Origin of the sequence: Nocardiopsis flavescens, from assembly GCF_900141985.1 — a bacterium.
Classification (GTDB): domain Bacteria; phylum Actinomycetota; class Actinomycetes; order Streptosporangiales; family Streptosporangiaceae; genus Nocardiopsis; species Nocardiopsis flavescens.
This window is the reverse complement of record NZ_FQZK01000006.1, coordinates 36920-52605: the sequence shown is the minus strand read 5'-3', so window position 1 is coordinate 52605 and position 15686 is coordinate 36920. Positions and strand designations below refer to the sequence as shown.

The 15686-nt window shown below is 75.6% G+C and carries 13 protein-coding genes; 8 read left to right on the top strand and 5 right to left on the bottom strand.

Annotated elements, in window-relative coordinates:
• The first annotated feature begins 152 nt into the window (after positions 1–152).
• The 5 genes from BUE45_RS12385 to BUE45_RS12365 all read left to right on the top strand — a co-directional run bounded on the left by BUE45_RS12385 (position 153) and on the right by BUE45_RS12365 (position 7281).
• Positions 153–1109 carry a CE1 family esterase gene (locus tag BUE45_RS12385; RefSeq protein ID WP_073379108.1) on the top strand — a complete coding sequence of 319 codons (957 nt, stop codon included), beginning with the start codon at positions 153–155 and terminating at the stop codon, positions 1107–1109.
• A 24-nt stretch (positions 1110–1133) separates the two neighbouring features.
• The gene (locus tag BUE45_RS12380) at positions 1134–2699 is read left to right on the top strand and encodes an AbgT family transporter (protein WP_073379104.1); all 1566 of its coding nucleotides are present in this window, start codon (positions 1134–1136) and stop codon (positions 2697–2699) included.
• Between the two features lie 102 nt (positions 2700–2801).
• Positions 2802–3269: a hemerythrin domain-containing protein gene (locus tag BUE45_RS12375; protein ID WP_073379102.1), complete on the top strand. Its 468-nt coding sequence runs from the start codon at positions 2802–2804 to the stop codon at positions 3267–3269.
• Between the two features lie 94 nt (positions 3270–3363).
• Positions 3364–4593: an MFS transporter gene (locus BUE45_RS12370; protein WP_073379098.1), complete on the top strand. Its 1230-nt coding sequence runs from the start codon at positions 3364–3366 to the stop codon at positions 4591–4593.
• A gap of 396 nt (positions 4594–4989) precedes the next feature.
• Entirely contained in the window at positions 4990–7281 is a 2292-nt protein-coding gene (locus BUE45_RS12365) for an exo-beta-d-1,3/1,6-glucosidase (RefSeq protein ID WP_073379094.1), read from the top strand.
• Positions 7282–7590: 309 nt separating this feature from the next.
• Here BUE45_RS12365 and BUE45_RS12360 read toward each other — a convergent pair whose 3' ends face one another.
• Positions 7591–8223 (bottom strand): FMN-dependent NADH-azoreductase, encoded by a 633-nt coding sequence (locus tag BUE45_RS12360; RefSeq protein ID WP_073379090.1) that lies wholly within the window; start codon positions 8221–8223, stop codon positions 7591–7593.
• Positions 8224–8367: 144 nt separating this feature from the next.
• Between BUE45_RS12360 and BUE45_RS12355 the strand changes: the two genes are divergently transcribed.
• Complete coding sequence (locus tag BUE45_RS12355) at positions 8368–8985, top strand: TetR/AcrR family transcriptional regulator (protein ID WP_143173341.1); 618 nt, start codon at positions 8368–8370, stop codon at positions 8983–8985.
• A gap of 54 nt (positions 8986–9039) precedes the next feature.
• Here BUE45_RS12355 and BUE45_RS12350 read toward each other — a convergent pair whose 3' ends face one another.
• From BUE45_RS12350 to BUE45_RS12340, 3 genes are all read right to left on the bottom strand, one after another.
• The gene (locus BUE45_RS12350; protein ID WP_073379083.1) at positions 9040–9246 is read right to left on the bottom strand and encodes a hypothetical protein; all 207 of its coding nucleotides are present in this window, start codon (positions 9244–9246) and stop codon (positions 9040–9042) included.
• A 92-nt stretch (positions 9247–9338) separates the two neighbouring features.
• Positions 9339–9857 (bottom strand): pyridoxamine 5'-phosphate oxidase family protein, encoded by a 519-nt coding sequence (locus tag BUE45_RS12345; protein WP_073379078.1) that lies wholly within the window; start codon positions 9855–9857, stop codon positions 9339–9341.
• A gap of 71 nt (positions 9858–9928) precedes the next feature.
• Positions 9929–11239: a multidrug effflux MFS transporter gene (locus BUE45_RS12340; RefSeq protein ID WP_073379074.1), complete on the bottom strand. Its 1311-nt coding sequence runs from the start codon at positions 11237–11239 to the stop codon at positions 9929–9931.
• Between the two features lie 382 nt (positions 11240–11621).
• On the opposite strand from BUE45_RS12340, the gene BUE45_RS12335 reads away from it, so the two are divergent.
• Both BUE45_RS12335 and BUE45_RS12330 read left to right on the top strand, forming a co-directional pair.
• Positions 11622–14162 (top strand): M14 family zinc carboxypeptidase, encoded by a 2541-nt coding sequence (locus tag BUE45_RS12335; protein WP_218619532.1) that lies wholly within the window; start codon positions 11622–11624, stop codon positions 14160–14162.
• Positions 14163–14328: 166 nt separating this feature from the next.
• The gene (locus BUE45_RS12330; protein ID WP_073379066.1) at positions 14329–14793 is read left to right on the top strand and encodes a GNAT family N-acetyltransferase; all 465 of its coding nucleotides are present in this window, start codon (positions 14329–14331) and stop codon (positions 14791–14793) included.
• A gap of 48 nt (positions 14794–14841) precedes the next feature.
• Here BUE45_RS12330 and BUE45_RS12325 read toward each other — a convergent pair whose 3' ends face one another.
• Entirely contained in the window at positions 14842–15594 is a 753-nt protein-coding gene (locus BUE45_RS12325; RefSeq protein WP_073379062.1) for an SDR family oxidoreductase, read from the bottom strand.
• Positions 15595–15686 lie beyond the last annotated feature (92 nt).

The following is a 15686-nucleotide window of genomic DNA, read 5'->3' as shown; positions in this document are numbered from 1 at the left end:
CGCGCACCGCGGACCCGGCCCCGACCGCACCCGAGAACACCCGCCGCCCCGGCACCCGCGCCGCGACCGCCGAGGGCCCGTCAGCCGTACCCGCGCCACGCCCGACCGGGCGCCCGCACCCCCGCACACCACCGACGGAGAGGACCACCGACATGCGCCGCACCGCCCGGCCCCTGGCCCGGCTCGCCGCCGCTCTCGCCGTGCCCGCCCTGCTGCTCACCGCCGTCCCCGCCCCCGCCCAGGCCGCCCCGCACCCCCACCGCTCCGCGGGCTGCGGCACCGCCCCGCCCCAGGAGCCCGGCACGAGCGCGCCGCACTCCCTGACCAGCGGGGGCCTGGAGCGCTCCTACCGCCTCCACCTGCCCGACCGCTACGACGGACGGCGCGCCTGGCCGGTCGTCCTCGCCTACCACGGCCGAGGCAACACCGGGGCCGGGACCGAGGCCTTCTCCGGCCTGTCCGAACTCCCCGCCGTCGTCGTCTACCCCGAGGGCGTCGTCGGCCAGGGGGACGGCGACCGCCAGGCCTGGCAGGGCGCCCCCTACTCCGCCCCCGGCGTCGACGACGTCGCCTTCACCCACGACCTCCTCGACGCGGTCGAGGCCGCCCTGTGCACCGACCCCGCCCGGGTCTACGCCACCGGCAAGTCCAACGGCGGCGCGTTCACCGCGCTCCTGGCCTGCGCCGCCTCCGAGCGGGTGGCCGCCATCGCCCCCGTGGCCGCCGCCCTCTACCCCCACGGCGTGGACTGCGACCCCGTCCGGCCCGTGCCGGTGATCTCCTTCCACGGCACCGACGACGCCACCATCCCCTACACCGGCGACGCCGACCGCGGCCTGCCCGACATCGCCGCCTGGAACGCCGCCCGGGCCGACGCCCACGGCTGCCGCCCCGGCCCGCGCGTCCGCCGGACCGAGCCCGACATCACCGTCCGGGAGTGGCGCGGCTGCGACCGCGGCGCCCGCGTCCGCCACGTCGCCGTCGACGGCGGCGGGCACACCTGGCCCGGCGCCGACTCCTACAGCGGCGGCGGGTACACGACACCGACCATCGAGGCCCACGAGGAACTGTGGCGCTTCGTCAGCCGGTACCACCTGCCCGCCGCCTGACCCGCCCAGCCACAGGAGACCCGCATGTCCCAGCCCGCACCCGGTGGCCCCGACCGCGCGACCGCCGCCACCGGGGACGTCCCGCTCCCGCGCATCGTCCGCGCCATGGCCGTCGTCGAGCGCGTCGGCAACGCCCTGCCCCACCCGTTCTGGCTGTTCTGGATCCTGGCCGCGATCCTCGGCGCCGCCAGCGCGGTCATGGCCGGGCTCGGCGTCTCGGTGGTCTCACCGAGCGACGGCGAGACCGTCGTGGTCCGCAACCTCCTCAGTGGGGAGGGCCTGGCCATGGCCGTCTCCACGATGATCGGCAACTTCGCCTCGTTCCCGCCCATGGCCACCATCGTCGCCGTCATCATGGGCGTCGCCGTCGCCGAGCGCAGCGGCTTCCTGGCCGCCCTCATGCGGGTCAGCGTCTCCCGCGTGCCCACCGGCTGGGTGATCTTCGCGGTCGCCTTCGCCGGGACCGTCGCCCACGTCGCCTCGGCCGCCGCCTACATCATCCTGGTGCCCCTGGGCGGCCTCGCCTTCCGCGCCGTCGGCAAGTCGCCCATCCTCGGCGTCGTCGTGGCCTACACCGCCATCGCCTCCGGGTACGACGCCAGCCCGATCCCCACCCCCAACGACGCCATCTTCGCGGGCATCACCACCGCCGCCGCCCAGATCATCGACCCCGCGGCCTACGTGTCGCCGCTGAGCAACTGGTTCTTCAACATCGCCTCCTCGGTCGTGCTGGCCGGGGTCATCACCCTCATCACCAAGCTCGTCCTGGAGAAGCGCCCCGACCTGGACCCCGACCCCGACGCGGACCTGGAGAACATCGGCACCCTCACCCTCACCGACGCGGAGCGCTCCGGGCTGCGCCGCGCCCTGACCGCCCTGGTCCTGGCCCTGGCCGTGCTCGCCGCCCTCGTCGTCCCCGCCGGGTCGCCGCTGCGCGGCGAGGGCGGGAGCCTGGCGGAGTCCCCGCTGCTGGACGGCATCGGCGCCATCGTGGCCCTGCTCTTCGGCCTGGTGGGCATCGTCCACGGACACCGGGTCGGCACCATCGCCAAGCCCGCCGACGTGCCCGCGCTCATGGTGCAGGGCATCAGGCAGATGGCGCCGGTGCTGGTGCTGTTCTTCGCCATCGCCCAGTTCCTGGCCTACTTCGACTGGACCCACATCGGCGACGTCATCGCGGTGCGCTCGGCCGAGGCGCTGGAGACCAGCGGCATCCCCGTGGTGGTGCTGTTCCTGCTCATCCTGGCCCTGCTGACGGTCATCAACGTCATCGTCACCAGCGGCTCGGCGATGTGGTCGATCTGCGCACCGGTGCTGGTGCCGATGCTCATGCTCATCGACGTCCCCGCCGAGACCACCCAGGCGCTGTTCCGCATCGCCGACTCCGGGTCCACCGCCGTCACCCCGATGAGCCCCTACTTCGTGATGGCGCTCGGCTTCCTCCAGCAGTACCGCAAGAGCGCCGGGATCGGCACCCTGGCCTCCTACACCCTCCCGCTGGCCGTGGGCATGACGGTGGTGTGGACCGCCCTGTTCCTCGCCTGGTGGGCCCTGGGCATCCCGCTGGGCCCCGGCGCCCCCGTGCGCTGACCCCCGCCGGCGCCGCCGCGCCCGCTCCGCCCTCCCCGCGGGGCGGGCGCGGCGGCTGCTAGCCTTCCGGGGGTTTTCGAGGGCTCCGACACGAGGGGGACGATGGGCGAGGCGCGGGCCGCGGCGTGGCGGCGGGAGCTGGAAGCGGTGCACCGCAGGCTGCGGGACGCCATCGGCGTCGCCCGGGCCGCCATCGACCGCGGCGGGGACGCCGGGCCCCCGTCCCGGGACCTGCTGCTGTACTGCCACGGGTTCTGCCAGGCCCTCACCGGACACCACCGCGGCGAGGACACCGCCCTCTTCCCCCTGCTGGTGGCCGCCGACCCCGCCCTGGCGCCCGTGGTGTCGCAGCTCAAGCAGGACCACTCCATGCTGGACCACCTCATCGGTGCCCTGGAGAAGGCCCTGGACCGCGGTGCGGACCCCGAGGAGCTGCACCGCCACCTCGACGGCATCGAGGCGGTCATGGAGACCCACTTCGGGTACGAGGAGCGCAGGCTCGGACCCGCCCTGGACGCCCTCGACGCCGGGGACCTGGACCGCACCGACCTCCTGGGCCCCCTGGCCTGAACCGCGGGCGCCCCGCGGCGGAAAACCCCTGGCGCGCCCCGTGCGGCTCGGCCACCCTGGTCCGGGACCACGGCCGGGAACGGAGGGGGCGGACATGGCGGAGGCGGCGCGCGGCCCGGGGACGGGCCCCGGGTTCCGGGGGATCTGGGCGGGCAGCGCCTGCTCCAACCTCGCCGACGGGATCGGGTTCGTCGCCCTGCCGCTGCTGGCGGCCTCCCTCACCTCCGACCCCCTGGCCGTCGCCGGGCTGACCGCCGTGCACGCCCTCACCCGGGTCGCGGCCGTGCTGGGCACGGGACTGCTCGTCGACCGGGCCGACCGGCGGCGCCTGCTGGTTCTGGCCAACCTGCTCCGGGCGGCGCTGTTCGCCGGCCTGGCCGCCCTGCTCGCCCTGGACGGCCTCGCCCTCGCCGCCCTGTACGCGGCCTCGGCGCTGGCCGGGGTACTGGAGCTGGTCTCCGACGGGGCGGCCGTGGCGGTGCTGCCGCGCGCGGTGCCCGCCCGCGACCTGGACCGGGCCAACTCCCGGATCGCCGGGACGCAGACCGTCCTGGACGGGTTCGCCGGGCCGCCGCTGGGCGGCCTGCTGTTCGGCTGGGCCGCGGCGGCGCCCGTGGCCGCCGCCGCGCTGGCCTACCTGGGCGCCGCCCTGGGGTTCCGCGCCGCCCCGGGCGGCCGGCGGCCGGCTCCGGCGGAGCGGCCCGGGCCCCTGCGGGAGATCGGCGAGGGGCTGCGCTGGACGGCGCGCCACCCGGTGGTGCGCGTCCTGGTGGCGGTGTCGGCGATCGCGAGCACCGCCTACATGATCCCGTTCTCCTACCTGGTGCTGTACGCGCGCGAGGTGCTCGGGCTGGGCCCCGCCGGGTACGGGCTGCTGCTCTCCTGCACGGCGGCGGGCGCCCTGGCCGGGGCGTGGGCGGCGCCGCGCCTGGCGGCCCGCGCGGGGTACCGGAGGTCGATGGCCGCGGCGCTGCTGACCGGGGCGGCGGCGTTCGCGGTGGTCGCCGCCGCCGGGCACCCGGCGGTCGTGGCCGCCGCGCTGGCGGTGTACTTCGCGCACACCCTGGTGTGGAACGTGCTGGCGGTGTCGGTGCGCCAGCGCGCGGTGCCCGCCGCGCTGCTGGGCCGGGTGGGCTCGGTGACCCGGATGGCGGGGCTGCTGGGACTGGCCCTGGGGTCGGTGCTGGGCGGGCTGCTGGCCGGGTGGCTGGGGATGTCGGCGCCGTTCGGGGTGGCGGCGGCGCTGTTCGCGGGTGCGGCGCTGGTGGTCGCGGCGGCCGGCCCGGCGTTCGCCCGCTGGGAGCGCGAGAGGGCGGGGGAGTAGCGTCCGGGTGCGGTGGAACGCCCCCTCCGGTGCCGGTGCCGTGGCCGGGGCAGGCCCGCCGGCGGAGCGCGATGACAGGCGTTGCCCAGGTGCGGTGGGACCCGCCTCCGCGGACGAGGCGGGGCCGGCGCGTGGCGGCAGCCGTTGTCCGCGTCCGGCGCGACGCCTCCACCGGGACCGCGGCCGCGGCAGGCCCGGGGACGACCCGGGCAGCGGTCCCGGCGGCCCCGCCCCACCATCCCGTCATCAGGGACGAACCGCTCGATCGGTATGAAAATGTCGGGTCCCCGGCCCTCCGGAGCGGAACCCCATGACGTAGCGTAGATCTCCATGGGATCGCTCCCATGCCTATGAGTCACCCCCCGCAACGCACTGTCACCACAGGAGGAACCCCTGGTGAACGCCCCGCACCCCTACCTCGACCCCTCCCGGAGCGTGGCCGACCGGGTCGCCGACCTGATCTCCCGGATGACCCTGCCGGAGAAGGTCGGCCAGATGCTCCAGCTGGACGCCCGGGGCGGGGTGCGCCCCCTGGTCGAGGACATGCACGCCGGCTCCCTGCTGCACACCTCCCCCGAACTCGTCCTGGAGGCCGCCGCCCTCACCGCCCGCACTCGGCTGCGCATCCCCCTCCTGGTCGCCGAGGACTGCATCCACGGCCACTCCTTCTGGGAGGGCGCCACCATTTTCCCCACCCAGCTCGGCATGGCCGCCACCTGGGACCCGGACCTCATCGAGCGCGCCGCCCGCGCCACCGCCGTCGAGGTCGCCGCCACCGGCATCCACTGGACCTTCTCCCCGGTCCTGTGCATCACCCGCGACCTGCGCTGGGGCCGGGTCGGCGAGACCTTCGGCGAGGACCCCCACCTCCTCGGCGAGTTCGCCTCGGCCATGGTCCGCGGCTACCAGGGCTCCGGTCTGGACGACCCCACCGCGATCCTCGCCTGCGCCAAGCACTTCGCCGGATACTCCGAGACCCAGGGCGGGCGCGACGCCACCGAGGCCGACATCTCCCGGCGCAAGCTCCGCTCGTGGTTCCTGCCCCCGTTCGAGCGGGTCGCCCGCGAGGGCTGCCGCACCTTCATGCTCGGCTACCAGTCCATGGACGGGGTGCCGATCACGGTCAACTCCTGGCTGCTCGACGAGGTCCTGCGCGGCGAGTGGGGCTACACCGGCACCCTCGTCACCGACTGGGACAACGTCGGCCGCATGGTCTGGGAGCAGAAGATCCAGCCGGACCACACCCACGCCGCCGCCGCGGCCGTCAGGTCCGGCAACGACATGGTCATGACCACCCCGGGCTTCTTCGAGGGCGCCCAGGACGCCGTCGCCCGCGGCATGCTCGCGGAGGAGGAGATCGACGCCGCCGTCGCGCGCATCCTCACCCTCAAGTTCGAGCTCGGCCTGTTCGAGGACCCCCGCCACCCCGACCCCGAGCGCCAGCGCGCCGTCATCGGCTCGCGCGAGCACACCGCGCTCAACCTGGAGGTCGCCCGCCGCTCCCTGGTGCTGCTGGCCAACGACGGCACGCTGCCCCTCACCGACGAGCGCCTCCCCGACGGCGAGGGCCGGGCCGTCGCCCGCGGCGGCGAGGCGGCCCGCACCATCGCGGTCGTGGGCCCCAACGCCGACGACCCGCACACCCAGCTCGGCGACTGGGCCGGGAACTCCGGCCAGGTGGACTGGATGCCCGACGGCCACCCGCGCGCCATGGTCCGCACCGTCCTGGACGGCCTGCGCGACCACGCCCCCCGGGACTGGAAGGTCGTGCACGCCCGCGGCGCCGACATCTGCCGCCTGGGGCCCGACCCCGCCGGGGACACCTTCCCCGACGGCCAGCCCCGCCCGTCCGTGGTCCACCCCGCCGCACCCGACGAGACCATGATCGCCGAGGCGGTCGCCGCCGCCGAGGCCGCCGACCACGTCGTCGCCGTCGTCGGCGACCGCATCGAGCTGGTCGGGGAGGGCCGCTCCACCGCCACCCTGGAGCTGGTCGGCGCCCAGACCGCCCTGCTGGACGCCCTCGCCGCCACCGGTACCCCGATGACGGTCGTCGTCATCTCCTCCAAGCCGCTGGTGCTCCCGGAGTCGGCGCTGGGCGCCGCCGCGCTGGTGCACGCCGCCAACCCCGGCATGCAGGGCGGGAGGGCCGTCGCCGAACTCCTGCTCGGGCTCATCGAGCCCTCCGGGCGGCTGCCCGTCTCCTACGCCCGCCACGCCGGGCAGCAGCCCACGTTCTACAACCAGGTGCGCGGCCAGCACGGGGACCGGTACGCCGACCTCACCCAGCGGCCCGCGTTCGTGTTCGGCGAGGGGCTCACCTACTCCCGCGTGGAGTACTCGGACCTGGAGATCGCCCGGCCCGAGCTGGGCGTCGACGACACCGTGCGCGCCGAGGTCACCCTCGCCAACACCGGGGACCGTCCCGCCGTGGAGACCGTGCAGGCCTACGTCTCCGACACCGTCACCTCGGTCACCTGGGCCGACCGGGAGCTGAAGGCCTACCGGCGGGTGGAGCTGGCGCCGGGGGAGACCCGCCGGGTGTCCCTGGAGGTGCCGGTGGCCGACTGCACCCTGGTGGACGCCGCCGGGGTGCGGCGGGTGGAACCGGGCGGCTTCGAGCTGCGGGTCGGACCGTCCTCCCGCGAGGAGGACCTGATCGCGGCCTCCTTCACCGTCCGCGCCTGAGCGCGCGGCGGGGCGTGCGCGCCCCGCCGCCCCGGCCCCGGTCCCCGTCCCCGCGGGCCCGGGGCCGCGCCGTGTCCGGAGGCGCACCTTGCCCGGGATGTGTCGTGTCCGGGGCGGCAGCGTGCTCGGGCCCCATCGCGCCCCGGGCGTGCGGGGCCCGGGTGGGCTGTGCCCTGGGCCGTGCCGCGCCCGACGCGGGGTCGTGACCGGGGCCCTCCGGTGACCGGGGGCGTACCCCGGACACCGGAGGGCCCGCCGCCGGCGGGCCCTCCGGCAGCGGCGGCGGGCCGGGGCCGCGCCGCCGGCGCGCTACTTTCCGGCCAGCGCCCGGCCCGCGTCCCGGGCTTCGCCCAGCGCCAGCTCCCGCTGCTCGTCGGCCAGGCCGCGCAGCGGCTCCATGGCGGGCGTGGTGGCCGCCAGGGTCAGCTCGCGCTTGATGAGCGTGAGGTCGGCGCCCCACATGTCGGCGACCACGCGCCGGAGGTAGGGAGTGGAGTGGTCCCAGCCCTCGCGCGGGGTGCCGGGGCCGTAGCCGCCGCCCAGGGTGGTGACCAGCACGGTCGGGGTGCCCTTGAGCAGCGGGTTGCCCGCCCCGCACCCGGTGATCACCAGGTCGGCCCAGGCCTTGAAGTGCTGCGAGACCCCGTAGTTGTACAGCGGCACGGCCAGGATGACGGCGTCGGCCGCCTCCAGCTCCCCGGCCAGCTCCGCGGCCAGCGCCAGGGCCTCCCGCTGCCCCGCGGAGAGGTCCTCCTCGGGGGTGAAGCCGGCGGTCGTGGCCAGGGCCCAGGCGTCGGAGGGGAGCGGGTCGGCGCCCAGGTGGCGGCGGACCACGCTGCCGCCGGGGTGCGCGGCGACCCACTCGGCCTCGGTCAGGTCGGCGATCTCGGCACTCGCCGAGGCGGCGGGCAGGATGCTGGCGTCCAGACGGAACAGGTTCACGGAACTCACTTCTTCTCAGCCGGTACAGGAGGCGCCGCGGACGGCGCGCGGAGCGGCCGCGCGCCGGGGGACCCCGGTCGTGCGAACACCCGCCATCATAAACGGACTTTACCCCGCTTAGTGTTCCCGGGGTACATTGAAGCCGTGAACCTGCCTGTGATCCCCCTCGGAAAACCGCGAGCCGAACGGGCGGACGCCGCCCGCAACCGCGAGCTCCTGCTGGCGGCGGCCCGCGCGATGATCGCCGAGGACGGCGTCGAGAACGTGACCATGGACGCCCTCGCCGAGCGCGCCGGGGTGGGCAAGGGGACGGTCTTCCGCCGCTTCGGCAGCCGGGCCGGCATCTTCCGCGCCCTGCTCGACGACAGCGAGTTCCGGTTCCAGGAGAGGGTCCTGTCCGGGCCGCCCCCGCTGGGCCCTGGAGCCCCGCCCCGGGAGCGGATCATCGCCTACGGGCGCCTGCGCACCGAGTTCCTGGAGGAGCACCTGGTCATCGCCCGGGCCGCGATGGACTTCACCCGGCCCGCGCCCGGCGGCACGGTGAGCATGACCGTCCCGCACCTGCGCATGCTGCTGGCCGCGGTTCCCGAGCCCCCGCCCGACCCGGACGGCATGGCGGTCCTGCTCACCGGGGCGCTGGAGGGGCCGCTCATCCTCCACCTGACCTCCGGGGGGAGGGCGGCCGCACCCGTGGACCCCGGCGGCTGCCACCCGCTCGCACACGGCTGGCAGGTCCTCATCGAACGCCTGCTGGGCCCCTGAGGGCCCCCGCCTCACCCCCGGCGCCGCGCGCGGCACCGGGGGAGGGGGACCGGATCACTCCGAGGGCTCGGGCAGCGGCGGGCACTCGATGGTCGGGTTCACACCCATGTAGTTCAACGGGCCCACGAAAACGGTCCCGAGGGTGTAGCCGACATTGGAGCACGAGGGCTCGTCACTGAACAGTCCGCGCTGGAACACGGCGACCACACCGATCGCCAGCCACAGCACGACGAGGATGGGGATCACGATCTTCGTTCTCATTCGTCCGCCTCCGTAAGGGGGGTCGAGGCTGTATCAATCTTTGTGCACAGCGGACCCTTACCCCCCGGACGCGACGTTTCACATCCCCGTGGTCACGGCCACACGTCGAACCTCCACCGCGTGGGGGCCGGGCCCTCGTCGTCCGTGGGGAACGCGTACACCGTCGAGGGCACCACCGTGTACACCAGGTACGGCGGCGGACCCGCCGTCGGGGCGCCGTCCTCCCCGGTCAGCGCGCCCTCGCCCGCCGTCGGCGCCCAGCCGTACCGCTCGGCGTAGGCCGCCGCCACCCAGGCCAGGCGGTCGCGGTCCACGACCCGTTCGACCGCCCCCTCGACCACCGCGTCCATCCCCGCCGTCGAGAACGCCAGGCTCACCTGGGAGGCGCCCTCCAGCAGCCGGGACTTGGCGGTCCCCGCCCCCGAGGCGAAGAACGGCTGGCCGTCCACCCACACCGCCAGCACCGGGCGGGTGTGCGGGGCGCCCTCCGACCGCACCGCCGTCAGCCACGCCGTCCCCTCCATCCGGGACAGCCGGGCCAGGGTCTCCTCCCACTCGCCCGGGGCCTGCGCGGTCAGCGGATGCGCCTGCGGGTTCGGAAAAGTGGACATACCGAGTCCCCTCCTGGTCGCCTTGCACGAACCGCCCAGGTTAACCGTCCCGGGCGACATTCGCCCGGCGATCACGCGGTTCGCACCCGGGCGCGTCGCGCCGGCACCGCCGCTAGCGCGAACACCCCGGCCGCGCCGGCCGCCGCGGCGAACATCACCGCGGTCATCCCCGTCAGGGTCACCGCGCCGCCCCAGCCGGCCAGCGCGGCCACCGCCGACCCCAGGCCGAACTGGAGGGTCCCCAGCAGAGCCGACCCGCTCCCCGCCCGGTCCGCGGGCAGGTGGGACAGCGCCAGCGCCGTGGCGTTGGGCGACACCAGGCCGGTGAACAGCATCATCACGAACAGGGCCGCGGTCACCGACACCAGCGACGCCGCACCCGCGAGGTCCAGCACGGCCAGCGCCCCCACCGACAGCACGGACCCGGCCAGCCCCAGCAGCAGGCGGCGGTGGATCTCCACGTGCCGCACCAGCAGGGCGTTGACCTGGTTGCCCAGGACCATGCCGAGCGTCGTCACCGCGAACACCAGGGCGAACGCCTGCGCGTCGGCCCCCAGTTCGTTGTGGGACACGAACGAGAACGCCGAGATGTACGTGAACGACATCCCGAAGCCCAGCGTCAGGGTGAGGGTGGGCACCAGGAAACGGGTGTCCCGCAGCAGCGAGCCGAACACCCGCAGCTGGCCCCGCGGGTCCACCGCCGTGCGCAGCTCCCGGGGCAGGCTCTCGGGCAGCGCCCACCAGACCAGCGCGGTGGTGAGCAGGCCGACCGCGCCCAGCGCGCCGAACAGCACCGGCCACGGGCCCGCCAGCAGCAGCTGCCCGCCGATGATCGGCCCCAGCATCGGGGCCAGCCCCGACAGCAGCACCAGCCGGGAGAAGAAGACGGCGGCGGCGTCCCCGTCGTAGAGGTCGCGCACGATCGCGCGCGAGACCACCAGCCCCGCCGCGGCGGACAGCCCCTGGAGGAACCGCAGGACGGAGAACACCTCCACGTTGGGCGCGAGGGCGATCGCGGCCGTCGTCGCGGTGAACACGGCCGTGCCGGTCAGCAGCGGCGCCCGCCGCCCCCACCGGTCGCTGAGCGGGCCCACCACCAGCTGGCCCAGGGCCATCCCGGCCATCACCGAGGTCAGGGTGAACTTGACCGCCGACTCGGTCGCGCCCAGGTCGGCGGCGATGTCGGGCAGGGCGGGCAGGTACAGGTCGGTGGCCAGGGGGCCGATCGCGGACAGCACGCCCAGCACGATGACGAGCAGCAGGGCGCGGGCCCGGCCGGCCGGTGCCGGCCGGGGTGCCCGGGGGGCCGGGGCCGCCGGAACGGCCGTCGTTGTCGGGGTCGCCGCGTGGCGGCGGTCGGGGCGCACGGAGGCAAGGGTCACCGGGGAATCTCCATTACCGGGAGCGGGATGGTCAGGGGTGCGCGGAACGCGCGGTGCGCGGGCGCCGTGAACCGCCTTCGGGCGGGGCGCCGTGGACCGGCCCCGAAGGGCCGCACTCCCGGCTCCAACAAGGGCCGGGGTCCGGGAAAATCCCGGCTTCTCCGACGGAGTCCCGTGATCCGGATTACGTCCGCGTGAAACCCCCGCGGGGCGGGCTTTGCGCGGCACGGTGGCGACCGCCACGGGCGGACGCGGCCCGTCCGGTCCCCGGCGGCGTGTAGGCGCGGCCGGGCGCCGCGCGGCGCGGTTTCCGCCCCAGGCGGTCTTGTCCCCGCGGGCGGCCCCCGGTAGGAAACAGGGGACGCCCCCAGGAAGGACACCCGTGCCCCCACACCCCCCGCGCCGCCGGGCCGTGCTGACGGCGGTCGCCGCGGCCGTCGCCGTCGGCGTGCTCGCCGCCCCCGCCCCCGCCCAGGCCGACCCCGCCCAGCGGGAGTACGGCAACGGCCCCGAGCGCAACGACGTCGCCGCCCCCTTCCACGACACCGCCCGCCCCCTCGCCGCGCCCGTCCCGCACCCGGCGCCCGGGGTGGACACCGATGCCCCCTACCCCCGCCGCGCGGAACTCCCCGTGCACCCCGAGGACCCCGCCGACCACTCCGTCAAGCTCGGCCTGACCCCGTACCACGACCTCGCCCCGGCCCTCAACGACCTCATGGACGACTCCGACCGGGTCAGCGCCGAGGTCGTCGGCACCAGCACCCGGGGCCGCGACCTGTACCTGGTCACCGTCACCGAACCGGAGAACCGCGCCCGCGCCGACGCGCAGCGGCGGATGCGCGAACTCATCGCCGACGACCCCGAGCGGGCCGCCCGCGACCGCACCCTGGCCGACCGCTACAAGACGCCGGTCCTGGTCAACGCCAACATCCACGGCAACGAGTGGGAGGGCACCGACGCCTCGCTGCGGGTCATCGAGGAGCTGGCGCACAGCGCGGAGCCCGAGACCGAGGAGCTGCTGGAGGGGGCGCGGCTGTACTTCGTGCTCACCGCCAACCCCGACGGGCGGGTCGCCGGGACCCGCGCCAACGCGGCCGGGTTCGACCTCAACCGCGACTTCGTGACCGTGTCCCAGCCGGAGACGGCGGCGGTGCGCCAGGTGATGATCGACACCCAGCCGGCGGTCATGGTGGACCAGCACGGCTACGTCAACGGCACTCTGATCGAGCCGTGCACGCCGCCGCACGGGCAGAACTACGAGTACGACCTCTTCATCAAGAACACGTACGCGAACGCTTTGGCCATGGAGGAGGCCGTGCTGGAGCTGGGCTACACGCCCGAGGACGACGGGGTGCTGCCGCCGCAGATCCCGTTCCGGGACAGCGCCGACGGCTGGGACGACTGGCCGCCGATCTTCACGCCCATGTACGCCCCCTACCAGGGCGCGGTCGCCTCGGCCACGGTCGAGTTCCCGATGCGGGTCAACAACGCCGACTACACGAACCTCCCGGAGGAGGAGCTGCGGCGGCGCTCGGCCATCAACACCGACATCTCCGCCGCCACCATCGGGGCCACCGTCGAGTTCGCCCGGGAGAACCGGGAGGAGCTGGTCGCCGACCAGATCGAGGTGTTCCGCCGCGGCGCCGCCGGCGAGGAGCAGGTGGTCCCGCCCGAGGGGTGGGTGCCCGGGTTCGGGCCCGAGGACGTGTACACGACCGAGTTCCCGCGCGCCTACGTGCTGCCCGGGCAGGACCGCGCCACCGCCCGGCTGGTCGACTTCCTCATCGCCAACGACGTGCGGGTGGGCCGCGCCGAGGAGGCGTTCACCGTCGGGGGCGACGCCTACCCGGCGGGGTCCTACGTGGTGGACATGCACCAGCCCAAGCGCGGCATGGCCAACGTGCTGCTGGAGGCCGGACGCGACATCAGCGAGGACGTCGAGGCCATGTACGACATCTCCGGATGGAGCCACGGCCTGCTCTGGGGCGCCCGGACCGACCCCGTGCGGGAGGCGGTGGCGGTGCCGGTCGCGCCGGTGGCCGCCGCCGCGCCCACCGGGCGGGTCGAGCAGCCCGGTACGGCGGGGTGGCTGCTGGAGGTGGCCGACGGCTCCGACGCGGCGGCGCTCAACGACCTGCTGGCCGCGGGCGCCGAGGTGGCCTGGACCCGGGGCGGCGCCGTGGTCGCGCCGGCGGCGGCCGGCGCCGTCGCGGAGGCGTCCGACCGCCACGGAGCGGTGTTCACCGCCGCAGACGACCCCGGGGACGCGCCGCTGGAACCGGTCACGGTGGCCGTGGCGGGCGCCGCCGACGAGGTGTTCACCCTGGACGCGCTCGGGTTCGAGCTGGTGCCGGTGTCCACGGCGGTGCTCAACGGCGGGTTCGACTGGTCGTCCGTCGACGTGCTGTACGCGGGCTCGGGCCTGGTGTACGCCGACCTGGACGCCGACGCCCGGGCAGCCCTGGACGGGTTCCTCGCCGACGGCGGCGGCCTGGTGGGCCGCGGGGCGACCGGCGCCCGGCTCAACGACCAGGCCGGGCTGCTGGAGGCGACCCGGGTCGCGGGCCGCGCCGACGCCAACGGCGTGGTGGCCGCGGCGGCGGGCGAGGGCGTGCTCACCGGCACCGGCGGGCACACGTTCGTGTACTCGCCGGGGTGGTTCACCGGTCTGGGCGAGGGCGTGGCGGTCGAGCAGGCCTACGCCGACGACCCGCTGGTCGCGGGCCACTGGAGGGCCGGTGCCGACGGCTCGGGCGGCCCTGACGCGGCGGCCGGGCGGGCCGCGGTGGTCAGCGGCACCGCGAACGGCGCCCCGGTGGTGCTCTTCGGCACCGAGCCGCTGTTCCGACACCACCCCAAGGGCCTGTTCGCCCAGGTGGCCCAGGCCCTGTACTGGGCCGCCGCGGAGGCGCCCCCGGCCTGACCGCGGCCCCGCCCCGCGCCGCCCACAGGCGGCGCGGGGCGGGGTAGGGCGGGCCGGCGCTCCGCCCCGCACGGCCTTCCCGGTGGGGCGGGACGGGGTCCCACCCGGGCCCGCGGGCGGAAAATGCGTGTCGCGGGGGAGGGGCCAGGGCCTACAGTCGTTCCCCATGAACGACTCCTCCCCCCTCCGCCTCGCGGAGATCACGCCCGCCAACGTCAACGACGCGATCAAGGTCCGGGTCCGCGAGGACCAGGACACCTTCGTCGCCCCCGTCATGTACTCCCTGGCCGAGGCCTACGCCTCGCGGGACACCGCCTGGCCCCGGCTGGTCCTGGACGGGGACCGGCCGGTCGCGTTCGTCATGGCCGGGTTCGACCCCGGGGCCGAGAACCCCGACCACCGCTGCGGCATCTGGCGCCTCAATGTCGCCGAGGGCGAACAGGGCAAGGGCTACGGCCGCTTCGCCGTGGAGGCCGTCCTGGCCGAGGCCCGCCGCCGCGGCGAGGACAAGGTGACGGTGTCCTGGGTTCCGGGGGAGGGCTCCCCCGAGGGCTTCTACCTCAAGCTCGGTTTCGCCCTCACCGACCGCGTCGACGACGGCGAGACCGTCGGCGAGCTCTTCCTCGCCTGATCCCGGGCCCGCCGGGACGGCGGCCGGGTGCGGCCGCCGCCCGCGGGGTCACTGCAACCCCTGACCCAGGCCGCCGTCCACCGGCAGCTCCGCGCCCGTCGTGAAGGTCGCGTCGAACCCCAGGAACAGCACCGCCCGCGCCACCTCGGCGATGGTGCCGTGCCGCTTCATCGGGGTGATCTCGTCGCCCATCCGCCCCATCTCCTCCCTCTCGGCCTCCGTGGCGCCGGTGAACCCGCCCGAGGGCGTGTGCACGAACCCCGGCGCCACCGAGTTCACCCGGATCCCGCGCGGCAGCAGCTCCGAGGCCAGCACCCGGGAGAACGCCCCCACCGCCGCCTTGGTGCCGCTGTACACGCCCATGCCCGCGCTGCCCGTCAGGTTGGTGACCGACGTCGTGAACACGATCGCGCCGCCGTCGGCCATCAGCGGCAGCAGCCGCTGCACGGAGAAGAACGCCCCCTTGGTGTTGACGGCGAACATCCGGTCGAAGGACTCCTCGGCCGCCTCCGCCACCGGGGCGAAGTCCGACACCCCCACGTTGACGTGCAGCAGGTCGATCCCGCCCAGGTGCTCGCGCACCGCCCCGGCCAGCAGGTCGGCGTCGGCCACCCGCGCCGCGTCCGCGCGCAGCGCGTGTGCGGCCGGGCCCAGCCTTTCGCGCACCGCCTCCAGGTTCTTCCCGTTGTTGCCCGTCAGCAGCACCCGCGCACCGCCGGCCAGCAGGTCCTCGACCACGCCCAGCCCGATGCCGTGCGTACCGCCGACGACCACGGCCCGGCGGCCCTCGTAGACGCCCATGCCGTCCCCGTTCCTCCATGGGGCGGCCGGTCGCCGCCCTCGGTGGGACCACGGTGCCCGGGGCCGCCACGGGTGTCCCACGGGAACGCTAC